Annotated in this window: 19 protein-coding genes and 1 tRNA gene; 8 read left to right on the top strand and 12 right to left on the bottom strand. The window is 57.9% G+C overall.

Annotated elements, in window-relative coordinates; all coding sequences use genetic code 11:
• The first annotated feature begins 75 nt into the window (after positions 1–75).
• Positions 76–1,377 carry a phospholipase D-like domain-containing protein gene (locus VK574_RS13230; protein WP_472800315.1) on the top strand — a complete coding sequence of 434 codons (1,302 nt, stop codon included), beginning with the start codon at positions 76–78 and terminating at the stop codon, positions 1,375–1,377.
• Complete coding sequence (locus VK574_RS13225; RefSeq protein ID WP_472800314.1) at positions 1,374–2,129, top strand: endonuclease/exonuclease/phosphatase family protein; 756 nt, start codon at positions 1,374–1,376, stop codon at positions 2,127–2,129. The genes VK574_RS13230 and VK574_RS13225 overlap by 4 nt, the downstream gene beginning before the upstream one ends.
• 63 nt (positions 2,130–2,192) lie before the next feature.
• On the opposite strand, the gene VK574_RS13220 is transcribed toward VK574_RS13225, so the two are convergent.
• The 4 genes from VK574_RS13220 to VK574_RS13205 form a co-directional block, all read right to left on the bottom strand.
• Positions 2,193–3,269, bottom strand: a complete 1,077-nt coding sequence (locus tag VK574_RS13220; protein ID WP_472800313.1) for a hypothetical protein — start codon at positions 3,267–3,269, stop codon at positions 2,193–2,195.
• A 201-nt stretch (positions 3,270–3,470) separates the two neighbouring features.
• A complete protein-coding gene (locus VK574_RS13215; protein ID WP_472800312.1) occupies positions 3,471–4,025 on the bottom strand; it encodes a hypothetical protein in 555 nt (184 codons plus the stop codon).
• 192 nt (positions 4,026–4,217) lie between these two features.
• Positions 4,218–6,641 carry a protein kinase domain-containing protein gene (locus VK574_RS13210; RefSeq protein ID WP_472800311.1) on the bottom strand — a complete coding sequence of 808 codons (2,424 nt, stop codon included), beginning with the start codon at positions 6,639–6,641 and terminating at the stop codon, positions 4,218–4,220.
• Between the two features lie 48 nt (positions 6,642–6,689).
• Positions 6,690–7,250 (bottom strand): ECF-type sigma factor, encoded by a 561-nt coding sequence (locus tag VK574_RS13205; protein ID WP_472800310.1) that lies wholly within the window; start codon positions 7,248–7,250, stop codon positions 6,690–6,692.
• Positions 7,251–7,523: 273 nt separating this feature from the next.
• On the opposite strand from VK574_RS13205, the gene VK574_RS13200 reads away from it, so the two are divergent.
• The gene (locus VK574_RS13200; protein ID WP_472800309.1) at positions 7,524–8,840 is read left to right on the top strand and encodes a hypothetical protein; all 1,317 of its coding nucleotides are present in this window, start codon (positions 7,524–7,526) and stop codon (positions 8,838–8,840) included.
• An 82-nt stretch (positions 8,841–8,922) separates the two neighbouring features.
• Entirely contained in the window at positions 8,923–10,191 is a 1,269-nt protein-coding gene (locus tag VK574_RS13195; protein WP_472800308.1) for a hypothetical protein, read from the top strand.
• 373 nt (positions 10,192–10,564) lie between these two features.
• Here the strand turns inward: VK574_RS13195 and VK574_RS13190 are convergent.
• Positions 10,565–10,651: transfer RNA gene (locus VK574_RS13190), tRNA-Leu, on the bottom strand.
• A 163-nt stretch (positions 10,652–10,814) separates the two neighbouring features.
• Here VK574_RS13190 and purL point away from each other — a divergent pair.
• Together purL and purF are read left to right on the top strand one after the other, a co-directional pair.
• The gene (gene purL, locus VK574_RS13185) at positions 10,815–13,313 is read left to right on the top strand and encodes a phosphoribosylformylglycinamidine synthase subunit PurL (RefSeq protein WP_472800307.1); all 2,499 of its coding nucleotides are present in this window, start codon (positions 10,815–10,817) and stop codon (positions 13,311–13,313) included.
• A 116-nt stretch (positions 13,314–13,429) separates the two neighbouring features.
• A complete protein-coding gene (purF, locus tag VK574_RS13180; protein WP_472800400.1) occupies positions 13,430–14,857 on the top strand; it encodes an amidophosphoribosyltransferase in 1,428 nt (475 codons plus the stop codon).
• Positions 14,858–14,898: 41 nt separating this feature from the next.
• Here the strand turns inward: purF and VK574_RS13175 are convergent, their stop codons facing one another.
• The gene (locus VK574_RS13175) at positions 14,899–16,263 is read right to left on the bottom strand and encodes an MFS transporter (protein ID WP_472800306.1); all 1,365 of its coding nucleotides are present in this window, start codon (positions 16,261–16,263) and stop codon (positions 14,899–14,901) included.
• Positions 16,264–16,459: 196 nt separating this feature from the next.
• On the opposite strand from VK574_RS13175, the gene VK574_RS13170 reads away from it, so the two are divergent.
• Complete coding sequence (locus VK574_RS13170) at positions 16,460–18,487, top strand: fused MFS/spermidine synthase (RefSeq protein ID WP_472800305.1); 2,028 nt, start codon at positions 16,460–16,462, stop codon at positions 18,485–18,487.
• A gap of 279 nt (positions 18,488–18,766) precedes the next feature.
• Positions 18,767–20,920 (top strand): elongation factor G, encoded by a 2,154-nt coding sequence (gene fusA, locus VK574_RS13165; protein ID WP_472800304.1) that lies wholly within the window; start codon positions 18,767–18,769, stop codon positions 20,918–20,920.
• Positions 20,921–21,175: 255 nt separating this feature from the next.
• On the opposite strand, the gene VK574_RS13160 is transcribed toward fusA, so the two are convergent.
• The 6 genes from VK574_RS13160 to VK574_RS13135 all read right to left on the bottom strand — a co-directional run bounded on the left by VK574_RS13160 (position 21,176) and on the right by VK574_RS13135 (position 25,932).
• Positions 21,176–21,997, bottom strand: coding sequence for a hypothetical protein (locus tag VK574_RS13160; protein ID WP_472800303.1), 822 nt, complete (start codon positions 21,995–21,997; stop codon positions 21,176–21,178).
• 222 nt (positions 21,998–22,219) lie between these two features.
• Positions 22,220–22,513, bottom strand: a complete 294-nt coding sequence (locus VK574_RS13155) for a hypothetical protein (protein WP_472800302.1) — start codon at positions 22,511–22,513, stop codon at positions 22,220–22,222.
• Positions 22,514–22,697: 184 nt separating this feature from the next.
• Complete coding sequence (locus VK574_RS13150; protein WP_472800301.1) at positions 22,698–23,654, bottom strand: IS1595 family transposase; 957 nt, start codon at positions 23,652–23,654, stop codon at positions 22,698–22,700.
• A gap of 511 nt (positions 23,655–24,165) precedes the next feature.
• Positions 24,166–24,345, bottom strand: a complete 180-nt coding sequence (locus tag VK574_RS13145; RefSeq protein ID WP_472800300.1) for a hypothetical protein — start codon at positions 24,343–24,345, stop codon at positions 24,166–24,168.
• Between the two features lie 124 nt (positions 24,346–24,469).
• Positions 24,470–25,657 carry a glutathionylspermidine synthase family protein gene (locus VK574_RS13140; RefSeq protein ID WP_472800299.1) on the bottom strand — a complete coding sequence of 396 codons (1,188 nt, stop codon included), beginning with the start codon at positions 25,655–25,657 and terminating at the stop codon, positions 24,470–24,472.
• Complete coding sequence (locus tag VK574_RS13135; RefSeq protein ID WP_472800298.1) at positions 25,657–25,932, bottom strand: hypothetical protein; 276 nt, start codon at positions 25,930–25,932, stop codon at positions 25,657–25,659. Before VK574_RS13135 ends, VK574_RS13140 begins: the two co-directional genes overlap by 1 nt.
• Positions 25,933–26,005: the final 73 nt, after the last annotated feature.

Below are 26,005 nucleotides of genomic sequence, written 5' to 3'. Positions count from 1 at the left end.
AATGATCGAAGCAATCTGGCAAAATTCGCCTATTCTGCGGAGCTGTGAGACCGCTTTTTCGGGAGGACGATACCTGTGATTCTGGTGCTGGCCGTTGCGGTGCCTGCATGGTTGGCGGTTCTCGCCTCGGTCGCGCTCGTGTTCTTCGTGTCGTCTCTGCTTGGGGGCCTCCTGGGGCCGATGCCCCGATACAGGATGATGAATGCCGATGAGATGCCCGCGAATGGATCGGATCGATTTCTAGAGGTCGTGGAAGCCCTTGCGGATGCGGAATTGAATCGGACGGGTGATGTAGAGGTGCTTACGAACGGTCCCTCCTTCTACCCCGCAGAGCTGGAGGCGATTCGCGGAGCGAAACAGAGCGTGAACCTGGAAGCATACATTTTTGCGAAAGGCGAGATTGCCAGGCAGTACGTTCAGGCGTTGACGGAGCGTGCAACGGCGGGTGTGCGAGTGAACGTGGTGATCGATGCATTTGGCAGTGCAGGCACCGGAAAGGCATTTTTCAAATCATTGGAGAAGGCGGGGGGCAAGGTTCGCTGGTACAACGGGCCACGCTGGTACTCGCTGATGCACCTGGACAACCGCACGCACCGGGAACTGATGATCGTGGACGGCAAAATCGGATTTATTGGGGGAGCCGGTATTGCGGACCAGTGGTACAGCGGGACACACGGGCAGCCGCGATGGCGCGATTCAGCCGTCCGCCTTGAGGGCGAAGCAGTGTACAACCTGCAGGCCACCTTTGCGGAGAACTGGCTGGCCGCTTCGGGCGAGTTGCTTATCGGAGATGAATATTTTCCGCATATTCACAATGAACACAGGCTGATTTCGCTCATTGTGAACAGTACGCCGACGGTGGGAGGATCGACGCGTGCGCGGATTCTTTTTCAGCTGCTGCTCGTGTCTGCCAAGCGGAGCATCTCCATCACGACTCCGTATTTTCTGCCCGACAGAGGTCTCATGGATGAATTGTGCCGTGCGGTCGAACGCGGGTTGCGGGTGCGCATCCTCGTTCCGGGTCGAAAAAGCGACCATATGGTTACGCGGAGCACAAGCCGGGCCGGATATGGACCCTTGCTGAAGGCCGGCGCCGAGGTGTACGAGTATCAAACCGCAATGATCCATGCGAAGGTGCTTTGCGTGGATGATTTGTGGGTGGTGGTGGGGTCAACTAATTTTGATAACAGGTCATTCGGGATCAATGATGAAGTGAACCTCGCGATCAAAGACGGTGCTGTGGCAGGACGCTTTGAGAATGACATGGCACTCGACCTTGAGCAGAGCCAGAGGGTATCGCTGGAGGAGTGGAAGCATCGCCCGCTCACGGAGCGCGCGACAGAACTGATGGGTTTAGTATTCGAGCGACAACAATGAGCAAAGCACTGGTTCACTTCCGAATCGCCTCTTACAACACCCACAAGTGCCGAGGCATTCACGGAACCATTTCGCCGGAGCGCGTAATTCGCGTGATCGAGGAACTTGATGCGGACATTCTTTGCCTGCAGGAGATCGTAGACGCCTCAGGCGGGACCGGAAAATATGACCAGGCACGCCGGATTGCAGAGGCTCTTCCTGAATTGAACGTAGCTTTCGGCGAGACACGGCCACTGCACGGGGGCCGTTACGGCAATATGCTCATGACCCGGTTCCCGATTCGAGAAACGCGGACGCACGACATCACAAAATCAACCCGCGAAGAGCGTGGGGTATTGCAGTGCGCAATCGAAGTCGGACGTGCACTGCACGTGAATGTCTTCAACGTGCATCTGGGAACGGGCTACCTGGAACGGCGGCGTCAACTCGAAGTTCTGATCGGGCCGGAGATCCTTGCACGGCCAATGTTGAAAGGGCCGCGCATCGTGATCGGCGACTTCAACGAATGGACGCGCGGGATTACGACAAGGCTCCTGCAACAGAACTTCCAAAGCGATCGCCCCATCCGGAACAGGCGGTCAGCGCGGACTTTTCCGGGAGTGCTGCCGATGCTGAGCCTGGATCATTGCTACTACGAAGCGCCTCTCGAGATGGAAAGCACCAAGATCTGGCGCAGTCGCCGGGCGATGATTGCATCGGATCATCTGCCGCTGATTGCCGACTTCAGCCTTCCGGCACGTCCCAATGATTGAGGTTCGCTTCGAACTTGACCAGTCGCAGACATATCGTTTGGCAAAGCGAGATGCCGGGCCTTCTCAGAGCATCTCGTCCTTCTTGACCACCAGCGCAGTGCTCATCAAACGAAGTTTAAGCGGGGTACCACCTGCGGCGGGGGCAACTTTTCGCGCAAGATCTTCAAAGCCTTTTACGGACGATGGATTGTCCCACACCCCATCGTTGACAACGAAGGAAATCATGGTGCCGTCTGCATGTTTCGACAGAAAGACATCGCTTCCGTTGCCTTGAAAGAACCCGGCAGTCTTGAGAGCTTCGCCAAGAGATTGGGCGTCTGTCTCAGTCGCGGCGCCGAGGTAATACACACTGTCTTTTCGATCGGCGGCAACTTTTCCAACATTGGAGTTCATCTCGACAACGCGTTCTTTGTTCAGCAGGTCCACCTCGATCGGAAGCCCGCCAACACTTGCTGCGACCTGTTGCCCAACGATCTCGAAGCCTTCAACCATTGGAACCTGATTCCAGACTCCCTCCTTAACTACAAACTGGATTTTCGTTCCGTCCTTGCCTTTTACCAGGATGACGTTTGTGCCTTTGTCGGAGAAATATCCATCGGTCTTCAGTGCAGTTCCGAGTGCCTGTGCCTCTTCTTTCGTTGCTGAGCCTGAGTAGAAAACTTCGTCTTTCGAACCGACCATTACGCCCGGGAGACGATCCTTCATGTAAAGCACCAGGAAAATGCAGCCAAACAGGGCCGCCAGAGTTGCCAAGCCAATCCAGCAGGCGCTCCACATGGATGCCAGTTTGCCTCCGCCCGCGACGTGCTCCGTGATCGTATGGCCCTGGAAAGACTTGGCGATTGCCTTCATTGCGAACATCACTCCGATGGCGATAAGGGAATCGAGCCCATGTGGGATATCCCATCCAACCAGAATCAGGAGTCCAGTCCCGACAATCGCGGCGATCATCGTCTTGACCGCCGTGCCAGGCCGTCCGATGCGGCGATAGTTCAGTGCGATGAGAATGCCGCCGGCAACCGGGGTTCCAAGAAAAGTTGCAAGCGCCACAGCTCGTGCGTCGTACAACGTGCAGGCAGCTTTATCTGTCGAGTTGGGCGTGGAAGAACCTTCCAAACTCTGCGCTGCGATGGTTGTCATGGTTTTCCTCCTTATTGCGATCCATCTCCGTGGACACCGTCCGGATCTGCGGTTGGATTGTCTGGTGGCTCCCCTTGCCGGGAAGTGCTCATCGACGCTAGTCAACGATTGCGGATCGTGGTGGGGATCTTTCTGACTTGTACGCGTTAACCACCTTGGGAATGAATCAAGCAGATCACAAAAGATTGGATAAATCGGCAATCATTTCAAGATCTGGATTCCAAGGCCGGCGCGTTCCGCAATCTGACGAGCGACGGCCATCGGTCGAAAAAAGGTGAAGGACGAGAACGTGGCTTCACTCCCGTCTTTCGCTTCTACCGAGAATTGCAGCCTGTTGCCGATGCGTCGGCGCGTGATTGCCGTGATCTGATCCCAGGGAAGGAACAGGTCTGACGGCTTCTTTTTCGTGCCCAGGTTGAAAGTGATGCCACGCGATTCGAGCTTTACTCGATATTCCGCCATCGCGCGACCCCTGTTCCACACCCACCGGCACATCAATAGCATCGACAATGCGCCGACACCCCACTGCATAGCGGCTATCAAATTGCCGAAACTAAAGCTGCCCTGAAGAAACAACAGAGAGAACACCATCAGCAACATGCAAACACCCATGAAAGCGACGGCAATGCTCAATCCAACGGTGATCCAGCAGAGGATTCTGCTGTTGCGCAACACCCTGGGTATCGCGCGCTTGAATTCCATCTGGGAATTGATGCCTGCATTCGGTCCGGGTGCAGGAAACTCAGCGGTGCTCATCACTTGACCTCCGTCTCACTTGGCTCCGACCGAATGACCGCGGAGCCAATTCGGGGAATCCGCAGGTCCCCACGGATTGAGTAACCGCAGGTGATTTGATCGTTTAATTGAATCGCGTCAAAGGACGAGGAATTGCGTCAAATCGTCGAGACAATGAACGTTGATAAGGTCGGTTCGAACTCTGGCCGACATTTATTTTGTGAGTCTGGATTGAATCCCGGAGAGCACCTCGTGTGCTTCTGCTCCCATAAGTTTGGCGCCGACTGATACTGCATTTGCGGCAAGCAGCTTGTCTGCGATCAGAGCGTGGGGCAGCGCATCCCGGTCGTGATGTTCGCCCACAAGCGCCTCGGCCCACAGCAGATGCGATGCTCCGAATCGCCGGTCGGTGGGGGCAACCTTCCCCTCCTGAACCGCGACCAATTCTTCGGCCGATTTTTTCCCTTGTTCGAATTTGCCGGTTTCAACATAGGCCTTGGTCAGAAAGTAGAGCGGCTCAGCGAAATCAGCGCTCGATCCATAGACCTTTTGAAAGCTCGGCATCGCCTCTTCCATCATTGGCAAAGCCTCTCTGGCCCTCCCGAGCTTCATAAGTGCCCCAGCAATGTACTCTTTCTGAGTAAGTGCGCCTCGGCTTTCCGCGCCGGAACACTTTGCATAACCGTCATAAGAGCGTTGATAAATTGGAATGCTGGCAGCAACCTGACCGCGCATCTCGGTCACGTAGGCCAGGTCGCCGTAGACTTCTGACTGATCGCAGAGAGCAAACGGATCCGAACCATAGACCTGAAGAGACTGGTTGAAAGCCTGTTCTGCCTCGTCGAGGCTCCCACGCAACTCGAGATCTTCGCCCAGAGTGTAGAGGGCATCGGCGGTTTCACGCGGAGAGAGTTTGTTATCGCGGGACTCTTTCACCGCGCTCTGGAGAAGCCGCAGGTTCTCGTCGGCTCGATAGCCATTGTTGTCGCGATCCCAGGCATAAAAAATCTGGCTCCAGACGCGGACATGTGTCGGCACGCCGGGTTTTCGCGCCAGATCAAGCGCATGCCCTGCAAGCGTTTGTCCGAGGGAATTGTCTCCCTGCATATACGCAATGTGTCCTGAGAAAGCCTCCGACTCAGCCTCGGACGGGATATCGCCGGCAACCTTTGCGCTGGCGGTGGTTTGCAGAAGAACTTTCTGTGCCTCATCCACATCGCCGTTTTCGTACATAGATTCGGCCAGGCCAAGTTGAGCCTGCCGGAGATCAGATGGGTCGGTAATGTATTGGGGCAGCATCCTGACCCCTAGCTCGAGAAACTCAGGAACAGTCGCCGCCTGCTTGCCGGTGTAGTTGGAATTCGCCAGCTTGAAGAGCCTGTACATGAAGGTCTGCATGCGTACCGCGCGTTGGGCTTCACGGAGCGCCTGCTGCTGACGCCAGCCAGCGTAGGCCGCGCTGGCGACCAGGCCAACGGCAAGCAGGAGCGTCGCAGCAACGGGGCCTCGATTGCGACGGACGAATTTACCTAAGCGATAAATCGTGGTCTGTGGACGCGCAAGTATCGGCCTTCCGCCAAGATAGCGTTGTATATCCAGCGTCAGTGAGTCCACCGACGGGTAGCGGTCCCGGGGACGCGGGTTCAGGCACTTCGCCGCAATCGTGGCCAAGTCGCCCGTCAGCATCTGCCGCAGTCGAGATTCTGACATGCCACGGTTTTCCGCAGCCAGGGCAGTCACGACGTCGGGCAAGCGGTCGGCCTCCTGCTCTCGCATGGCGCGTTCGATCATGATCGCAACGGAAGCTCCTCGACCGGGTCTTGCGCCGCCAAGCATTTCAAAAAGAATCGCGCCCAGTGCGTAGATGTCGCACGAGGTGGTAACAGGCTCATTGCGTAGTTGCTCGGGGCTGGCGTACGCAGGGGTGGCCATCACCGTGGTCGTAAGCAGACTGTCGGGCTGAATCAGTTTCGAAGTTCCAAAGTCCAGCAGTTTCACACCACCATCGGCCGTAACCAGAATGTTGGATGGCTTCAGGTCAAGATGCACAATGAGATTGCGGTGGGCATAGGCGACAGCATCGCAAACGCGCAGAAACAATTGCAGCCTCTCCGGGATCCCCAGCTTGTGCGTATCGCAGAACACATCCAACTGCACGCCATCCACATATTCCATCACCAGGTACGGCTGACCCCGATCACTCAGGCCTGCGTCAAGCATGCGCGTGATGTTGGGATGATCCAATGAGGCGAGTATGTGTTGTTCGCGGTGAAACCGCTCCACAAACGATGGCCCGGCTGAATGCGGCGCCAGCACTTTCAACGCTGAGCGCTGCAATACGCCTCCCGTCAGCCGTTCCACGAGGTAGACAGCGCCAATGCCGCCGGTGCCAAGGTGCCGGATGAGCGTATAAGGACCGATTTTTCCGGAAAGAAATGATTCCTGCGTGAAGTCGCCCGCCTGCGTCGATACCGCGTCTTCGAGATTGGCCGAGTTGAGTAGCGTCATCGCGCGGCGGCGAAGCTCGACACTCGGGCACTTTTCGGCCAGCACCCGTTCGCGGTCTGCTTCAGGCGTTGCCTCAGCCAGATGAAACAAATCCTGGAGCAGCTGCCAGTTTTCTGCGTCCTTCATCATGCCTATCTCTTCTGTTGGCGCGAAACCAGGCGGAGTTGTGTCATTTTCCTAGGTTGATTGAAGGCGATCGTTGAGCCAGCCCTTTAGAAATCTCAATTCGCGATCAACCGTGGCTTTGGAAATATTCAGCAGCTCCGCCGTTTCCTCCGCCGTAAATCCAAGGAAAAAACGAAGCTCGACCAAACGACACTTGCGTGGATCAATCTGTTCCAGCTCTTCGAGAACTCGATCCAGATCGATCATCTCTGCGGGTTTGGCATTGATCCATGCCATGTCGGCCTCAAGGGGAACGGGAATGCCGCCGTCCCGCTTTTGGCGGCCCTCGGAACGCGCGTGATCGACCAAGACGCGGCGCATTAGTCGCGCGGAGAGGCTGTAGAAATGTTCGCGATCTTCAAACCGCAGGCTGCGCTGCCGCACCAGCTTCAGGAAAAGCTCGTTCACCACACAGGTGGGCTGCAGCAGATTCTCCGGCCGCTCTCCTCGAAATAACGCGCCGGCGATCTGCCTCAACTGCGGATACACCAGCTCGAACAGGTGGTCCATGGCCGCAGGATTGCCGGCTCTCCAGTCGCGGAGAAGTATTGTGATTTCTCCCGCTTCCGCCATGTGTGTGGGTCCTTGCAAGAAAGTATAGATATCTCCGGAGTGTTTTTCTCCAATAATTGTGACTCCCCGTTCTTCCGTCATGCTCGCAGACCCGTTTCAGGGCAAGAAATTGCTCGGGCACGTCCCACCGTGATCATTGCGGATCGTGACGCGTTATTCCGGCGGATAACGCCTACTGACCAGAGAGATCCTCACAGCCCTCCCCGTAGATCAGGATCCTCTCCCAGGATTCCCCAGCCGGTTCGCACCATGGGCCGGCCTACGGAGGTCGCCATGAAACTGAAGCCGATCTGGGTTGCGCTTCTTATGTTGGGCGCGGTGATTGTCATCGCCATTGCCGTTGGCAGTCGGAACTCTGACTCCGCCGACGCGTCGAAGCCATCGCCGGTCATTCATCCGGGTGATAACCCTTCGCCGGACGATCCAGATGATCCAGACGAGCCAGACCATCCGCATCCACAGCCGGCCCAGAAGAATGTCTCCTGGGACAACGTCAGCGACAGAGACGTAGACGATTCGGGGTTGAATTTGACCGCCTACACAGTCGGCGTGCCCGAGGGCTGGAAGTTTTCCGGCGAGATGGCTCCCGGCCAGAACTGCCACGGCACCGGCCAAACGCTCGTCTACACCCTGAGCAGCCCCGACGACCAGATCATCATCCGCCGCCTTCACGAGGAAAACTGGTCCTACGGCAATGGCCAGCAAAACCAGAGCCGCCTGACCTGCGGATCGGTTGAGATGACATCGGCAGTCGATTTTCTCGTCAACATCGTGGCGCCTCAACTGCACAAGAGCGCCACGGTCCTCGAAGTGCTCCCGGCTACGCCGGAAGGCGAACAAGCGATCGAAGAGGAAAGACAGCACGACCAGGAGAAGCAGACAGCAACGGCGCAATTAATCGGGATGCCATCGGCGAAGGCTCTCGTGAACGGCGCCCGCGTGCACATCGCCTATGAGGAGAACGGCCAGCAATTCGAAGAGCTCCTGATGGCAGTTGTCCACTGCGCCGAAACCGGAGCCGGCCGCAATTGCCAAACCGGCGGTGGAACCACCGTAATTCGCACACCCGCGGGACAGTTGAGCGCGCTCATGGCCAACTCCGACTTTCTGGAAATGGCCGCGGACGTTCACGACAACCCGGATTGGCAGGAAAAACGGACATCGATTCAAATGCAGAACTTCATGCACAGGCTGCAATCGTTGCGCGGCGATGCCGCACAGATTGAAAGAATCAGCTGGGAAAGCTATCACCAGACAATGCTGAACAACGATCGGGCTTTTCAGGGAATGATGGCCAACAGCCGAGCCTTCAATGCGGCCCAGGCGGACCAATTCCAAAGGTCTCAGGCAGTAATTCATGAGCAAGAAGATGCGATGGGTCGCAGCGCGCGGAAGACAGAAGATTTCGCACTCGATCAACGGCGATACCCCAATCCGTACAACGGCAAGATGGTTACCGCGAGCAACGAATTCAACCGCGTATGGGCTGCGCCGGATGGCACGCTGGCAGGAACGACCGGCAATGTCGATCCCAATGATTTCACGGCCCCTGGATCCCCTGTCCTTACCCAGTTGCCGCCGCAGGACTGAACAGAGGCAGCGCCGCGACGGCTAATTTGCAACGCGAAAATGAGTCCAACTTTGAACACGCAGCAGACGAAAGGAATCAGTCATGAACCACTTCGTTGCCCTCCGTCGTGAAAGCGCAATCGGTGCCTCCAGCAGCGCCGCCAGACAAACCTTGGCGATGGTTTCCCTGCCATCTTTACTCTCAGCACGGGTTGCTCTGGCCTTAGTGTTCTGCATCTGTGCGCTCGATGGCGCAACTGCAGCCCAGGCCCAGAGAGTCTATCGCGACCCTGCGGGCAATTTCACTGTGCAAGTTCCACAAGGCTGGCAGACACAGCCGCAGGACAACAACGGGATCTCGGTCGTCAACGAACAGTACAAAGCGAGTGTCTCGGTGTTCGTGATGCGCGGGCCCGATTCAAGCACTCCATCGGCTGAAAAGCAGCTCGCTGACATACGGAAGCAGGTCCAGGGAGACTGCCCCAATGCCAACCTCCAGACGGGCGACTCCAATATTCTGGGGCTGCACGGCAAGTTCTTGATCGCTGGTTGCCACGACAATAGCGGCGATGAAGTCCTCAAATTCGCGGTTGTCAGCGGTCCCGGTGTCATGGTGATTTTGAACACGGCAGCGCCCCAGGCCAACCTCGGCACCGTTGGACAAACGCTGGTGTCGATCGAGCGAAGCGTCACGCTTGGGAGCGGTTCGGCCTCGTCTTCGCAGCCGTCCGGCGATTCGCGCCAGTTGGCGGCACTCAAGAGAGCCTGCAGCACCGGCGCCCTGGACCAGGCTGAGTGCGATCAACGCATGGCGAAATACAACAATCATCCCGATCCGCCCGCCTCAGATAACCGGGGCGCCATGGTCACTTCCAATGATCCGAATTTCAATCCCAATGCGGGTCCGTCCGAAGGATCGGGAAGGTCCGGTATGTATCGAGACAATCAGGGACGCTACTCGCTGGTCGTTCCCGACGGATGGAGCGCAACTCCGGAAACCGATGGTTCGGGCACACTGCAACTCTCGCGCGGCAACGCGTGGGCGACTGTGGCGTTGATGGAGGGTGCAGGCGATAGCGCGTCAAAACCGGTGGATATTGCGCACGGCATCCTCCAGGAAATGCAGCCCCAGTATCAGCAGGCGGAATTGGTCAGCGAGGGAGACTTCGAAAGCAATCGGCACGCTGCGCACGGAAGCAATGCGACCGGCATCGATTCCCATGGGGCGCATGTCTCAGTCACTGTGATCAGCATTCAGGCGCGGGGATTGAATTTTCTCAGCGTGGTGTCTTCTGCACCGGAGAGCCAGGCCGACGAGATCAATAGCCAAATCCTGGAGATGGTCAAGAGCATTCGCTTCGCCGGAGAGTAGTCCGGAGTTTCCGCGACGGCCCGAACGCCGCACGAACGAACTGGGCGCCGCAGTTGGGTCACGCGACGCGATCGGTCACGCCGCAGCGCCAACAAGAAGGCGTCCAGACCTGAAGGATTCCGTCTGCCGTCCACGCGTTTGGAGCCATGCCGGCGCTCGGCTCGTAAGTGGGATTCCAAGCATCGTGCGCCTCGACAGTGGACAACCCTTCCGTTACTCCTCAGTAGTCCTTATGTTTACTCCTCAGTAGTCCTTATGTAGTGACCGGGTCCGCAGCGCTAGTCGTGGGTTAGGCTGAGTTTGTTCCAGGAACGTCAGTCCAGAGCCACAAGCGGAGGAACCGGTCATGAGAGATTGTATGAGCGTTTGAGGCTGGTGCCGGGAGGGGGGGTCGAACCCCCACGACCTTGCGATCGGCGGATTTTGAGTCCGCTGCGTCTGCCAGTTCCGCCATCCCGGCCAAGGGTGGGCGCAAGAAAAGTATCGCACAGCTATTGGTTACCGGGCCACCCGTGCTCTGCCGGAAAGAGAGCCATTTCAGGCGCGGTCCTTTCGCTAAGTCCTTTCTCCAGGCCTACCGCGCGCCGGCTCCGAAATCCCGTGCGACAATGGAGGCAATCGTGATGACTACTGCCTCTTCTGCAGTCGTTCCCGATCCGGTCGTTGTGACCCCGGAATTGCTGGCTCAGCACAGCATCACCCGGGATGAATACGAGCGGATTCTGACGGCCCTGGGACGTGTCCCTTCCCTTACCGAGCTGGGAATTTTCAGCGTGATGTGGAGCGAGCATTGCTCGTATAAGTCGAGCCGTGTGCATTTGAAGCGGCTGCCTACAAAAAGCGATCGCGTGGTGCAGGGACCAGGCGAAAACGCCGGCATCATCGACGTGGGCGAGGGATGGGCCTGCGCGTTCAAGATCGAAAGCCACAATCACCCCAGCTATATCGAGCCTTTTCAGGGCGCGGCGACGGGAGTGGGCGGAATTCTGCGCGACATTTTCACGATGGGTGCGCGGCCACTGGCGGTGATGGACTCATTGCGCTTTGGGCCGATCCAACCCGAGCCTGGGGTCGAAACGGAGCTTGTCGCGAAGAACCACTCTGTGGTCGAGGGCGTGGTGAGCGGAATCGCCGGATACGGTAATTGCTTTGGCGTGCCAAACCTGGGCGGCGAGACGAAGTTCGAGCCGTGCTATAGCGGCAATCCGCTGGTGAACGCATTTGCGCTGGGCCTGGTGCGCAAGGACGAGATTTTTTACGGCAAGGCTACCGGCACCGGTAATCCCGTCATATATGTTGGCGCGAAGACCGGCCGCGATGGGATTCACGGCGCCACGATGGCTTCTGAGGAGTTCAAGGAAGGCTCGGAGCAGAAACGGCCGAACGTGCAGGTCGGCGATCCATTCATGGAGAAACTGCTCCTCGAGGCATGCCTCGAAGCGATGAAAACGGGCGCGATCGTGGGTATCCAGGACATGGGCGCTGCGGGGCTGACCTGCTCCACCTGCGAGATGGGCGCGCGCGGCGGAGTGGGGCTCGATGTGGAGCTGGACTTTGTTCCGCAGCGCGAAACCGGGATGAGCGCTTACGAGATCATGCTCTCTGAAAGCCAGGAGCGGATGCTGCTGGTGGCCGAGAAGGGCCGCGAGGAAGAAGTACTGCGCGTCTTTGCCAAGTGGGGACTGGACGCGGTGATTGTAGGTACGGTGCGGCCAGAATCGCGGTTGCGCATACGACATCACGGGGAGCTGGTTGCGGATATTCCGAACCAATCGTTGACGGATGATGCTCCGCTGTATCACCGGCCGGTTGGGACGTGGAAGGCACCTGTGCCAACCGATCCTCCGGATCAAGCGCTGATTGCGTTGGGAGAGGATCGCGATTACCTCGCGGACCTGAAGAAGCTGTTGGCGAGCCCCAATGTCTGCTCGAAGCGCTGGGTGCATGAGCAGTACGACACGATGGTGCAGACCAATACCACAATTGGGCCCGGCGGTGAAGCCGGTGTAATGCGGATCAAGGGAACAGCCAAGCCGGACGGACCCGAGGGGCCAGTTGGAGAGATCGGGCTGGCCATGGCGCTGGACGGAAACGGGCGCTGGGCCTATCTCGATCCCAAGCTGGGTGCGATGCATGCAGTTGCGGAAGCGGCGCGCAAGGTTGCCATGACTGGGGCGACTCCAGTGGCGGCGACGAATTGTTTGAATTTCGGCAATCCAGAGAAGCCCGAAATCATGGCGCAGCTTTCTGCAGCCATCGACGGCATCGCGGAAGCCTGCATTGCGCTGGGAACGCCGATCACTGGCGGCAATGTTTCGCTCTACAACGAGACCAAGGGCGAAGGGATTTATCCGACGCCGGTGCTGGGGATCGTCGGAATCCTGGATGATGTAACTCGCGCTGTGCCGGCGGCGTTCCAGCAAGCCGGTGACGCTATCTTGATGTTGTGGCCGATGCCGCGCGGCGAAGATCCGAATCCAGGCCTTGCAGTTCCATTCACGCCGGCGCCCATCAATCCGTACATCATTGCGGGGCTTGAGCCGAATCCGCCGTTTCCCGTCGCCAGCCCACGGACTACACCGGTTCCCGATGCTCCCGAGGACACAACGGACTCGCCCTCGAAGGAGCTTGCAGCATTCGGCAGTTCGGAATTCTCCAAGTCGGTCCTTGGCGCGCTTTGGGGAACGCCTCCTGCTCTTGACCTGGAGGCAGAGGCGGGGCTCCAAAAGCTTCTGATTGAGCTCGGATGGCGAAGGTTGATTCGTTCTGCCCGTGACATCGGCGACGGCGGTATCGCGGTTGCCCTGGCACAGGCCTCTTTCCCTCTGGGTATCGGCGCCAAGGTTGAGCAGGAGCAATCGCTCATGGTGCACCCGCTCTTTGGGCTGTTTGCCGAACCAGCATCCACAGTGCTCGTAACCACTGCCTCAAGCAATATCTCAGAGATTGAGTCGCTTGCGGGGGAATTCAACTATATTTGCGCGCGAATCGGCATCACTGGCGGAAGCCGTCTGGAGATCACTGTAGATGGCCAATCCTTCATCTCGGCGTCACTCGACGAGTTGCGTGAACCGTGGGCCCGGTCTCTTGAAGCAGCACTTCACAATGAGGTGACGGCATGAGCCGGTTGTTGTTTCAGGGGGTCGAAGGTCTTGAGGATTGTTCAAAGGCGATTGAGGCAGAGTTGAAATGCAGGTCCTTCGGCTCGACATCGTCTGACGACGATGCCTCGCTCAGGATGACAAACCATGAGAGCGACAAGTTGCGTGAAGAGTGCGGCGTTGTTGCTATTCATGGGCATGCTGATGCGGCACGGATGGCGTATCTCGGCCTGTATGCTTTGCAGCATCGCGGCCAGGAATCGGCCGGGATTGCGACGGCCGATGGACAGCACCTCGCCAACATCAAGGGCATGGGCCTGGTGTCGGAGATTTTTACCGACGAAGTGCTGCAGAAGCTGCCGGGGCAGATGGCGATTGGTCATACGCGCTATTCAACTACCGGCGACTCTGCACTTTTAAATGCCCAGCCGATCCGCGTGGATTCGACCAAGGGCTTGATTGCGATTGCGCATAACGGCAATCTCGTAAATCTTGGTACGGTGCGAACGAAACTCGAGCGCGATGGCGCCTATTTCCAGACTACGTCAGACTCGGAAATCATTGTGCAGCTCATTGCGCATTCGAAGGCCGGCACGCTGGTGGATGCCATCGCCGATTCGCTGGGGAAGGTTGAGGGCGCCTTTTCGATCGTGATGATGACGCGGGACCGCATCTTCGCAGCGCGCGATCCACGCGGATTCCGCCCACTCTCGATCGGGCGCATCAAGAATCCCGACGGTCCCGACACAATTGTCTTCGCGTCTGAAACATGCGCTTTCGACCTGCTGCGCGCCGAATATGAGCGCGATGTGCTGCCAGGCGAGCTGGTGATGGTGACCGAAGACGGCTTGACCAGCCGGCAATATGCCAGCGGAGTTCCGCAGTCGAGTTGCATTTTCGAACACGTCTACTTTGCGCGGCCCGACAGTCGCATCTTCGGCCGCTGGGTGCAGGAAAGCCGTGACCAGATGGGGCGGCAGCTTGCCCGTGAATCAGGTGTGATCGCGGACGTGATTGTGCCGGTGCCGGACTCGGGTGTGACGGCGGCGTTGGGTTATGCGGAACAAAGCGGCATTCCGTTTCGATTCGGCTTGATCCGCAATCATTACGTGGGGCGCACCTTTATCGAACCAGAGCAGAGGGTGCGGGACTTCGGCGTGCGCCTCAAGCTGAACCCGGTGCATAACCTGCTCGAGGGAAAGCGCGTGATCTTGATCGACGACTCGATCATTCGCGGAACCACGAGCCGCAAGATTGTCCGCATGGTGCGTGGCGCCGGCGCGAAAGAAGTGCATCTGCGCATCAGTTGTCCGCCGACGATTTCGCCATGCTTCTATGGTGTCGACACGCCGAGCAAGAAGGAACTGATCGCGGCCAACAATAGCGTTGAAGAGATTCGCCGCTACATTGAGGCCGATTCGCTGGCTTATCTTTCGCTGGAAGGGTTGCTGAAGTGCTGCGATGGCAGCGAACACAACGGGTACTGCACAGCATGCTACACCGGCAACTATCCGACGGCGTGGGTGGATGTGGACGAGATTCTGCCGGCGACCGCGAGCGCCTGACTCTACCAAACGAAATTGAAGGTTATCGACGCGCCCTGCTCTTAGGCAGGTCCGTCTGCAAGCGCGACGAGCCGTGCCTTCGCGTATGTTCTGGCGAGGTTGCGCGTCAGCAGGAACATGACGAGTGCTGCGCCGACGCTCGGAACGATAAGTCCACGCAGCCCTAGCCAGTAACTGCCGGTCGCATCCTTCGTTACGCCCATCCAGTACGGTCCTATGAAGCCGGAGAACATTGTGATGGTGTTCATGGCGGCAATGCCCGCGGCCGCGGCGCGTCCTGCCAGAAACTGTGTCGGCACCGCCAGGGCCGGCCCTTGCATCGACATGAAAGCGACAAAGCTTATTCCCAACGTCGTGACAATCAGCCACGGCGTTCGTGCGTAACTCGCTGTCAAATAGCCTGCCCCCATCAGAATGCAGGGAACAACGCAGTGGAACGTTCGTTCACCGCTGCGATCGGAGTGCGCACCGTTCAGCAGCATTCCGGCAGCGCCTGCAACGCCGAAGCCTGCTATCAGAAATCCAACGTTTGTGACAGTCCAGCCGGTAGCTTCCTGCAAAATCGCAGGCGCGGAAAAGTAGTAGGCATAGTTCGCTGTCAGGGCGCAAAGAAAATAAGTTCCGATCATCCATACCTTGGGCGACAGCAACGCCTGGAGCACGCCCGCTTCGTGGCCGAGATGGGCCTGCGATGAGTCCGCATCGATTTGCCGCTTGAGCCACATTCTCTCGTCTGCTGTAAGCCACGCGGCTTGCATGGGCCCATCGGGAAGTATCCAGAGAAAGATGAAACTGAAGAGCGCGGCGGGGAGTCCCTCGACAAGAAATAGCCATTGCCAGCCGGCGAGACCGAGCGTGCCTTGAAGGCCCATCAGCCAGCCCGCGACTGCGCCCATCACCACCGAACTGAGCGGAAGAGCGATGTAGAAGCGACTGACGGCACGGGCCCGCATGCGGGCCGGAAACCAGAGCATGAGGTAATAGAGGACGCCGGGAAAGAAACCGGCTTCGGCCATGCCCAGCAGTAGTCGCACACCGTAGAACTGCCAGGGGGTGCGAACGAACATCATGGCGGCCGCGAGCAGACCCCAGGTAAACATGATGCGGGCGAGCCAGCGCTTTGGGCCGAAGCGCAGGAGAAGCAAATTCGATGGCACCTCGCAAAGCGCGTATCCGATGAAGAACAGCCCTGCTCCTAATCCGTAAACCGTGGCGCTGAAGTGCAGGTCGCTATTCATGCGCAGCGAGGCAAAGCTGATGTTGATACGGTCCATGTAAGCAAGGCCGTAGCCGATGGAGATGATCGGAAGAAGGCGGATCGCGGCTTTGCGCTGGGCCGACGCGCCGATGGCGGCGTCGCCTTGAGGTGGAGCAGCTGCGTTTGGCTCAAGTCCGATTGCTGCCATTACAGCTGACCTCGCTGGGATTCGGATGGAACTTGCCGGGAACTGGAACGAGCGGGGGCGGTAAGGCGAATCTATCACACATTCGGCAAGATCCGGGTTCCGAGTCGCGGCCACTTGTTGTGATAGCATCCGCCTGATTGTGATGAGGGGCTCATCCGATGAATCTTGATCGCGAAATCCCATTTCTGAGGATGCGATGACACGTTCGCGATGGCTTTTTGGCAGCGCGGTCTTTCTTGGTGCGTTCCTGCTTTTTCTTGTGGAGCCGATTGCGGCGAAGCAACTGCTGCCCGTACTCGGTGGGTCGGCAGCGGTCTGGATTACATGTCTCGTGTTTTTTCAGACGGTGCTGCTATGCGCTTATCTCTATGCGCACTGGATGAGCAGTCGGCCGCGGTGGGTTCTCTATTTCAGTTTGTTGCTGGTTGGTTTTGCTTCGGCGGTGGGGTGGTGCTGGCGGGGCGCAGGATCGGGTATCGGAACTGCGCATCCGATCTTAACCGTATTTGCGGTATTGGGAAGCACCATTGGATTGCCATTCCTGGTGCTGGGAACGACGAGTCCGCTGATGCAGGTGTGGTGGGCTCGGCTGCATCAGTCAGCGATTCCCTACCGCCTGTTCGCCGTCTCGAACCTTGCATCCCTGCTCGCGCTCGCGGTTTACCCGACACTCATCGAGCCGCATTTGACGCTGCAGGCTCAGCGCGTCACCTGGTGCGGCGGATTCGCACTCTTCGCGTCAATCACCGGGGTACTGGCCTGGAAAACGCGCTCGGCAGCAGAAGCCACGCCGGCTCAGAATGTCGCCGGATTTGAAGATGGCGCACCCACTGCGCCCATGCAAAAACGCCTGTGGGTGCTGCTGCCGATGTGTGCCGCAATGCAACTCAGCGCCGTCACCCGCTACATCACCGCCAACATTGCCGCCATTCCTCTGCTATGGATCCTTCCGCTCGCGGTTTACCTTCTCACGATCATTCTGGCCTTCGAGTTCCCTCGGATGCTGCCGCGCAGCATCATTGCGCGCTTCCTCATCGTGATGCTTGCTGGGTTGGGCTACGCGCTTTCAAAGCAAGACGTTGAATGGCCGCTCCGCATCAGCATCGGTTTCTTCTTGATCGAAGCATTCATCGCGTGCCTCTTTTGCCACAGTGAGGTATATCGACTTCGTCCGCGCCGTGCGTCTGAGGCAACGCTGTTCTACCTTCTCTTTGCCGCCGGCGGTGCGCTGGGCTCCTTTCTCATTGGCATCGCGTTTCCGCTGGTGTTTCGGTTCAACCTTGATCTCGTGATCACCTGCTGCTTGACCGCACTGCTGGCGTTGCTGGTGACGTGGAAAGACGGATGGAATTCGCGGCTGCTGTGGGGGGTGGCCACAATCGTGATGGTGGTGCAGATCTTCTGGATCAACATTGTGAATCAGCGCAACACCACCGTCGCGGTGCGGAATTTCTACGGCGCATTGCGGGTGAAGCAGACCTTTGGATTCCCCGGAGCCACTCTGCGGACGCTCACGAACGGCAATGTGGAGCATGGGACCCAGATCTTCGGCACGGACGAACAGCGCCACATGCCGACCAGCTACTATGCCGAGGATTCCGGTGTCGGCATGGCCATTCGCATGTGTTGCGGCACGCAACCGCGCAACATCGGAGTAATTGGACTGGGCGCGGGAACCATCGCTGCCTACGGACGCCAGGGCGATCACATTCAGTTCTATGAGATCAACCCCGCGGTCGAGCCGATAGCTCGGAACGTCTTCACCTACATTCGGGACTCCGGCGCTCAAGTCTCGATCGTTCCGGGAGATGCGCGTACCTCTCTCGCCGCGGAACCGCCGCAGCAATTTAATGTCCTGGTGGTCGACGCCTTCTCGGGCGATGCGATACCACTGCACCTGCTCACGACTCAGGCCCTTGCACTCTATCGGCGGCATCTGGGCCCCGGCGGAGTCATCGCCTTCCACATCTCGAACCGGCACGTCGATCTGGAGCCGCCGATCTGGGTGCTGGCAAACCAGGCCGGTATGCAATCGAGGATCGTATCCAGCTATGCCAATGATGCGCGGGACGAATTTACTGCGACCTGGATGCTGGTTTCGGACAATTCCGCTTTTTTTGCCCAGCCTGAAGTCAGCTCTCACTCTTCGCCGGCGGCCCCGAACTCCTCGCTGCGGCCGTGGACCGATGATTTCTCGAGCCTTCTGCCGGTCCTTCGGTGGTAAGTGGCCCGTGTCACATGACGTTCACAGTTCCCATGTGATAGCATCCGTTTTCTTAAAGCTAGACGCTTGGCGGCACCCTCATGCACTTGACCGCCTCGCGCCTGCCGGGGACTCTCCGCATGGACGAGGAAGACGGCAGATTGGGCCCTCGAGGCCGCCAACCCGGACGCATTGACGTCCTCACGGACGCCTCGATGATGTCCCTGCGTTCCATCCTTTGCCGGTTTTCACACCGGTTCCAGACACCCGCACTCATATTCCGCATGAAGGAGAATTGCCATGAAAACTTACCAGGGAAGTGAGATCCGCAACGTAGCTGTAGTGGGGCATGCTCAGAGCGGCAAAACGTCATTAATCTCCGCGCTGCTGCATGCCGCAAAGATGACTCCGACGCAGGGCAGAGTGAGTGAAGGCTCGGCTGTGACCGCCTATGACGATGAAGAAATCGCTCGCGGCACAACCATGTCGAATGCAGTAGCCTTCGCCGAGTGGCAGGGTGTCAAGATCAACTTCGTCGACACTCCGGGATTCCATATGTTCTCGCACGAGGCGCGTGCGGCACTGCTGCCCGTGGAGGCCGCCTGCGTGGTAGTGAATGCCCAGCATGGCATTGAGCCGGTGACGGAGCGGGTGTGGAGGTACGCGGAAGAGGCGAATATTCCCCGTTTTGTGGTGATCAACCAGATGGATCACCCCAAGGCGGGCGGCGGCGGCGGATTGAGCGCGCTGATTGACGATCTGCATGAACGATGGGGACGCAATTGCGTGCCGGTGCAGATGCCGATTTCGGATGCGCAGGGATTCCACGGCGTGGTTGACCTGGTGACGATGGAGGCGTTCCACTACACGCCGAACGGCGATGGACGCGGCAAGATCACGGGCGAGATTCCGGCGAGCATCGCGCAGCAGGCCAAGGAGGCGCACGAGGCGCTGGTTGAGCTGGTGGCCGAGGGCAAAGACGAGCTGATGGAGGAGTATTTCGCCGAGGGGACGATTCCTGAGCAGCACCTGATCACTGCGCTCCATGAGGCTATTCGCGAAGACCGCATCTTCCCAGTGCTGTTTGCGAGCGGTGGAACCAACGTGGCAACGGATCATCTGCTCGACTTCATCAAGGTCTATGCGCCGTCGCCGACGGAGCGCACGCCTGTACCAGTGAAGACGGCGGCGATGCAGGCTGTGGCGGCAAACGGCAATGGCGGCGATGCTGTCGCGGGTGGAGGTGTCTCATTCCGCAAGGTCGAAGATGGCGAGCCTGCGGCGCTTGTGGTGTTCAAGACCATGAGCGATCCCTTTGCGGGGCGCATCACCTTCTTCAAGGTGGTCAGCGGCGTGGTGAAGAGCGATGCGACGCTGGAGAACTACACGCGGCGCGGGCAGGAACGCTTCGCGCACTTGAGCGTGATGCAGGGCCGCAAAGCCGTCGAGGTAGCGGAACTGCATGCCGGCGATCTCGGAGCAGTCGCCAAGCTACGCGAAACGCTCACCGGTGACACGCTGGGAGCGAAAGGCGGAGATATTCAGGTTGAGCTGGCTCCGTTGCCTGAGGCTGCGATGACGTATGCCATTGAGCCGAAGAGCCGCGCCGATGAAGACAAGCTCGCGCCCGCAATCCACAAGCTGATGGAAGAGGATCTGCTGATTCGCTTCTTCCGCGATCCGCAAACCAACGAATTCCTGATCGCCGGCGCCGGCCAGCCGCACATCGAATCGATCGTTTCGCGCCTGAAAAAGCGCTATCACGCCGAGGTGACGCTGAAGGCGCCCAAGGTGCCTTATCGCGAGTCGATCCGCGGAAAGGCCGAAGGGCATGGACGCCACAAGAAGCAGAGCGGTGGTCATGGGCAGTTCGGCGACTGCAAGGTTCGCATGGAACCGATGCCGCGCGGCGGCGGATTCGTGTTTGCCAATGAAATTTTTGGCGGGTCGATTCCACGGCAGTTTGTGCCGGCGGTCGAGAAGGGCATCGTGGAGTCGGCCGCACGCGGATACCTCGCGGGCTATCCCGTCGTTGACTTCAAGGCGACGGTTTACGACGGCAGCTACCACGATGTCGACTCGAACGAAATGTCATTCAAGGTGGCCGGGCGGCTGGCTTTCCGCAAATGCATGGAGCAGGCCAAGCCGTGTTTGCTTGAGCCGATTATGAAGGTCGAAATCGAGGCGCCGGACGAGTTCGCCGGAACTCTGATGGGGGACCTGAACAGCCGGCGCGGGCGCGTGCAGGGCATGGAGTCAAAGGGACGCACGACGGTGATCAATGCCGAAGTGCCAATGGCCGAGATGCTCACTTACGGCACGCTGCTGACTTCAATGACGCAGGGCAAGGGCAGCTACCGGATGGAAATGCACCACTATGACGTCGTTCCGCAGCTGGTGGCCGAGAAGATTCTGGCGAATGCGAAGCGGCCGGTGGATGAGGATGAGGAGTAGCGCGGTCAGCGATCAGTGGTCAGTGATCAGTTGTCAGTTGAGTTGTTGAGATCCGCGGCTGTCTTTGGGAGGGCTCGAAGATGGTCGCGGATTTTTTGTTTGTGTCCGGGCTGACTGCGCTGCGTTCGAGCCCCACCCCTATTATCCCGTCTCTCAGGGCAACGATTCTGTTTTCATTGGGTTACAGATGCATTAATATACATGACGCACCATAACAATTGTGGGAGTATAGAGATACCGTGACAGGGCAGTGCTTTATGTTCTTTTGGGTTTGCTTAGGTTCTTCACGCTAGATTTGCGCGGTGGGAGTTTCCAAGAGGCTATGCTGTCCAAAACCCTTGGGATCGGCTTTATCAAATGCTCATAGTCGAGCAACGGAGCACGCCACGGAAGACGGTGCATTCTTATGTGCCATTCTCTGGTCTCCTTGTTGACATGATTGATGCACCAAGCGAATAGGTCAGCCATTTGAAGAGCGGGAACGTGTGTCGATATGGCTTCGTCAACGCTGATAACATCTTTCATCAATTCAATATCTTTCTTAGCCTTCGGATGCGTCCACCTGTCGTGTATGTGCCCATAGAACTTCTCTCCCCGGTCGAAATGCAGCTCGTATTTCTTCGTACCGATGTGCTTGCCCCACCGAAGGACGAAGCCAAGAGATTCGGTGGCGCACAGTTCCTCAATGGAATTTGGTAGATCGGGGAGCGTCTTGACAGCCCTTACCCAATCATCGAAGAGAATCGTAAGCGTAACCGGATATAGGCCCTCCTTTGGCCTTTTCCCGAGCACTCCGTCAGGGATCATCATGTGCCGCTCGATCACGCCAACGCAGTCGCCGATGAAAGAATCGACGCGCCTCACAGTCCATCCCTTTTCTTTTTTGAAGTCATTCCGCAACGAGACGGCATCCGTGGTGTGCAGGTAGCCAGCACGATGTCTGTAGAGCACCTTGTTCCAGTCCCTATCAAATCTCTTCCACTGTTTTCCTGTGCCGCACACAGCGGCGATACTAATGCGGTCGTATTGGCTACTGTCTGCTTGATTGCTGCCGTCGAAGTAGCTTTTCAAGACCACGAGAAGATGATCCTCTGGAGGTGGATTTAGAGGGGACAGATCAGATAATGATAACGAAATTAGACGCACATCCGCCTTTCCAGCGGATTTGATACACTTCCGCCTAGCGGCGGATTATTGCCAAGCTAAAATTTAGGTTTTTAAATACGCGCCTGCCAGGGCGACGTAGGTTCGACGCACTCAAGCGAATCATCGCATGGAGTGTGCCTTAAATGCAAAAAGCTAGTTCACTGGACCTTTTGGATCGAATTGTTCAAGCAGCGTGCGCAACTCCCCCTCCTGAACTCCTTCTTCAACTTGTTGAATCAGTGAATCGAGATCATGGAATCCCTTTTCCATCTGTTCTTGAAATGGTCGGGACTCGGCATAGACTTTCTTCATGTCCTGAATTTGCCCCCGAAGCTCCTCAGGAAAATTCGCAAGCGCACCATGAAACCCCATCGACTCAAGAGCACATTGCTTGAGTCTCTTCAATAAAAATCGCACAAGTTCCTTCTGTGCATCGAGAGCGGTCACGTTCTCTTCTCCAGTTGCGCTATGATAACGCCATGAAGCCACCGCCCGACAATCCTGAGTTCACCCGCTTCACGCAAGCGATGCGCGGCTTGATGAAGGTGTCTAAGGCTGAGATAAACAAACGCATGAAGGCAGAAAGAAAGCGGAAGGCTAAGCCCTCCGCTTCCCGCGTCCCTGCCTCTTCTTAATCGGTTTCCGCCCCTCCCACCTTGCCAGTCAGTTCTGCATACGTCAGCCTTTTCCCTGCCGCTTGCGATACTGCCAGCGCAAATCTATCTGCATCCGTGAGTGGATTGTCTTTCGTGGCGCGGTTGTTGTAGCGGAATACCTGCTCATCGAGATATCGATCAAGATGGAACGGTTCGACCGCTACATAGGTTCCGCGCAATCCCCGTTTCAGCAAAGACCAGAAGTTCTCGATTCCCTGTGTGTGGACTTGCCCGTTCACGTATTCCTGCGAGTGATTGATGACTTTGTGAATCAAGTTCTTGTCGAGTCCGATATAACCCGTTGCTTCGTCTGTGTAGACCTTGGCGAATGGCGTCACATTATCGAGAATCGCGCTTTGCAGTACTTCGCGGTTTACGTTGGGAATCACCTTTGCACGAACCTGCCGCAATTCGCGGTCCAGTATCCCGTGTACAGCAGTCTTTCCGACAAACCCACCCTTGAGTCCGTCACGCGCTTGCACCTTCGCCTTGCGGTCCTTGTGCATCTTCTGAGGGTTGGGACCAATGAACGCCTCATCCGATTCCACAGGCCCACCAAATCCGAACTTGTGTTTGGGGTCGTTTTTCAAGGCAAGTCTAATGCGATGGAGCATGAACCATGCCGACTTCTGGGTCACTTTCAAATCGCGCATGATCTCGTAAGAGCTAATCCCGTTTTTGCAGTTCACGACTAGCCAGATCGCAGTCAGCCACTTGTCAAGCGGAATAGGGCTGTCCTCGAAAACGCTGCCAGTCTTGACACTGAATTGCTTGTGGCAGTCCTTCGCCATGCACTTCCAGATGCGGCGGGATGAGAGGTACGAAACCTTCTTACCCTCGCAGTGAGGGCATGTGACGCCATCAGGCCATCTCATAGACGCCACGAAGTCTACACACACATCAGGGTCTTGGAAGTAGCGAACCGCTTGCATCAGGCTTTTCGGGAACTCTTTGGCGTTTTCCATAGCTAGATCATTATGCCTGAATGGTTATGGTGTGTCAAGTATGTTTATGCCGTTACAGAAGGACATGGCGGCAAAGTCTTCTCTTTATTCCACTTGACTGTAGAGGCTTCTCCGGGAAGGACTTACCTGCGTGTTCACGATTTCACCGATTCGCGAAGCCGCTTTCGAGATGGAAAGAATGGTTTGCCGCATAGATTCAGCCTAGTCCAATTGGAGAAATAACCTGCAAATCCGGGAAAACTTTTTGGCCTTTGTTTTGACCGGGTTAGATGGGGATGATCGGACAAGGGGCTTGACACGGGAAAATCCAAATTATTCCGGGAGTTTCGGCCGGCCCTACGGGGCGGCGGCCGATTTTGCTTGGCGTATCCCAGGGTTTCACTGCCTCAGGAGGCGGATTGTTCAGCGGCTCTTTCGTAAACTCGTGCCCTGACGCAAGGCGGGCTGGTTCACGAGCGAGCCTGGGTTCGTTGCTCTCCTACCCATCGCGCGATGGGACTGCGCGATGGATGGGGCACCCGGCGCACTTTTTGAGCAGGTCCTCGAAGGCTCCGCGGATGTTGCCTTCGTTGTCGAAGCGGCCTTTGGCGAACTTCTGGAGGGTTGCGTAGTAGGCCCGTACCGGCGCGTTGGCCGGCTTGAGATTGAGTGTGGACATGAATGCAGCTCAGTCGCGAGGATAACGCAAGGCGGGCTGGTTCACGAGCGAGCCTGGGTTCGTTGCTCTCCCACCCATCGCGCGATCGGACTGCGCGATGGATGGGGCACCCGGCCCTGCCAGATCATCGGAACAAGTGGGGGACGAAGCTGCTGGTGTTGTTGGTGATGAGACCCTTTGATTCGCGGATGCCCATGCCGGCGGATTCACCGTCGATTAGCCATGATCCGAAGACGGCGGTCTTTCCGGCTTCGTTGGCCATGGGGGCGAGGGCCTGGTAGACGCAGTTTTCCGCGTTGCCGGAGCCGGGAGCGCCTTCGACTACGCTGCCATCGCGGATGATGGCGATTCCCTGCCCTTCGCGTCCGAAGAAAGGTTTGCGCACATAGCTCGTGAGTTCGCGGGGGCCGTCGGTGTAGGCGGGGAGAAGAAGATCGTGACCGGGGTTCAGTTCCCAGAGGATGGCGAGTAGAGCCTTGTTGGACCACATCATCTTCCAGATGGGCTCGATCCAGAGCGTCGATCCCCAGGTGCGGCGGTCTTTGCGCGGGCCGTATTCGCGCAGCGGCGATGTGGGAGGGAGCGTGGACAGCGCATTCGAGGCGAAGGGTTCGGCTAGGAGCCACTCCCATGGATAGAGCTTGAAGATGGTGCCGATGACGTGGTCGTCGAGATCTACGAAGGCGGCGCGCTTTGCGTCCCAGCCAATCTGCTGCATGCCGATGTGGCGCGTCTTGATGCCGGCCTGCTGCGCGGTGTCTTCGAGGTACGCGGTGGTCATGCGATCTTCTTCGCTGCCGCCGTCGGCGAAGTAGATGGGGGTGGTGGTGTAGTCCTTGAGGTCTTTCCACTTGGCGATGAGTTTCTCGTGCGCGGAGTTGAACTGGTCGGCGTCAGGGAAGCAATCCTGCAGCCAGTACCATTGCGCGACGGCAGCTTCGACAAGGCCAGTGGGCGTGTCGGCGTTGTACTCGAGGAGTTTGATGGTGTCTCCGTCGTAAGCGAGATCGAGTCGGCCGTAGAGCGCGGGCGGCTCGGCGTTCCACGCGGAGCGAATAGCAGCATGTGCGGGGGCGGGGATGCCCATTTGCGCGAGGCGATCCTGATTGAGGATGACGTCACCGGCAGCGAGAGCGAGGCGTTGAATCTCGTTGGTCGCGGCTTCGAGGCGATCGATTTCGCGCGCGGAGAATTCCCAGTAGGCGGACTCGTCCCAGTAGGGAGTGCCGTCGGCAAGGGTGTGATAGGTGAGGCCGATTTTTTCGACGCGCTTTTGCCAGTCGGAGCGCGGAGTGAGCGTGCGGCGGCGCATTACTCGCCCCCTGCGGAGTCGCCGCCACCGCCAATGCCGCCGAAGCCGCCGCGTGGAGTGGTGCTGCCGCCGATAACGGAATCGCCGAAATGGCCTCCACTCGATCCGCCGTAAACGTAGCGGTAAATGCCGGCTCCGCCGGTTGCGTTGCAGTAGGAGTCAGGCTCCTTACGGCCCTGGGGATCAATGCAATCGCGGCGTTCGGTGCGGCAAGCTGTCATGGAGAGAGCGACGGCGGCGAGGAGAGTGAGTTGGACTTCGCGAGACTTGCGCATGGTTTTGGTTGGCCGAGGCAAGGATAGTGAATTGGGGCTGGAGAAACAACTGCACGCAACGGGTATGTGGGTG

It is taken from the genome of Occallatibacter sp., from assembly GCF_035317045.1.
Classification (GTDB): Bacteria; Acidobacteriota; Terriglobia; order Terriglobales; family Acidobacteriaceae; genus Telmatobacter.
This window is presented reverse-complemented; position numbering and strand designations above follow the sequence as displayed.

Excerpts from the sequence above, each read along its gene's own strand:
- VK574_RS13170 (WP_472800305.1), top strand. The coding sequence starts at position 16,460 with ATGACACGTTCGCGATGGCTTTTTGGCAGCGCGGTCTTTCTTGGTGCG.
- VK574_RS13195 (WP_472800308.1), top strand. The coding sequence starts at position 8,923 with ATGAACCACTTCGTTGCCCTCCGTCGTGAAAGCGCAATCGGTGCCTCC.
- purF (WP_472800400.1), top strand. The coding sequence starts at position 13,430 with ATGACAAACCATGAGAGCGACAAGTTGCGTGAAGAGTGCGGCGTTGTT.
- VK574_RS13205 (WP_472800310.1), bottom strand. The coding sequence starts at position 7,250 with ATGGCGGAAGCGGGAGAAATCACAATACTTCTCCGCGACTGGAGAGCC.
- VK574_RS13140 (WP_472800299.1), bottom strand. The coding sequence starts at position 25,657 with ATGCGCCGCCGCACGCTCACTCCGCGCTCCGACTGGCAAAAGCGCGTC.
- VK574_RS13215 (WP_472800312.1), bottom strand. The coding sequence starts at position 4,025 with ATGAGCACCGCTGAGTTTCCTGCACCCGGACCGAATGCAGGCATCAAT.
- VK574_RS13220 (WP_472800313.1), bottom strand. The coding sequence starts at position 3,269 with ATGACAACCATCGCAGCGCAGAGTTTGGAAGGTTCTTCCACGCCCAAC.
- VK574_RS13150 (WP_472800301.1), bottom strand. The coding sequence starts at position 23,654 with ATGCAAGCGGTTCGCTACTTCCAAGACCCTGATGTGTGTGTAGACTTC.
- VK574_RS13175 (WP_472800306.1), bottom strand. The coding sequence starts at position 16,263 with ATGGCAGCAATCGGACTTGAGCCAAACGCAGCTGCTCCACCTCAAGGC.
- VK574_RS13200 (WP_472800309.1), top strand. The coding sequence starts at position 7,524 with ATGAAACTGAAGCCGATCTGGGTTGCGCTTCTTATGTTGGGCGCGGTG.
- VK574_RS13145 (WP_472800300.1), bottom strand. The coding sequence starts at position 24,345 with ATGTCCACACTCAATCTCAAGCCGGCCAACGCGCCGGTACGGGCCTAC.
- VK574_RS13210 (WP_472800311.1), bottom strand. The coding sequence starts at position 6,641 with ATGATGAAGGACGCAGAAAACTGGCAGCTGCTCCAGGATTTGTTTCAT.
- VK574_RS13135 (WP_472800298.1), bottom strand. The coding sequence starts at position 25,932 with ATGCGCAAGTCTCGCGAAGTCCAACTCACTCTCCTCGCCGCCGTCGCT.
- VK574_RS13225 (WP_472800314.1), top strand. The coding sequence starts at position 1,374 with ATGAGCAAAGCACTGGTTCACTTCCGAATCGCCTCTTACAACACCCAC.
- purL (WP_472800307.1), top strand. The coding sequence starts at position 10,815 with ATGACTACTGCCTCTTCTGCAGTCGTTCCCGATCCGGTCGTTGTGACC.
- fusA (WP_472800304.1), top strand. The coding sequence starts at position 18,767 with ATGAAAACTTACCAGGGAAGTGAGATCCGCAACGTAGCTGTAGTGGGG.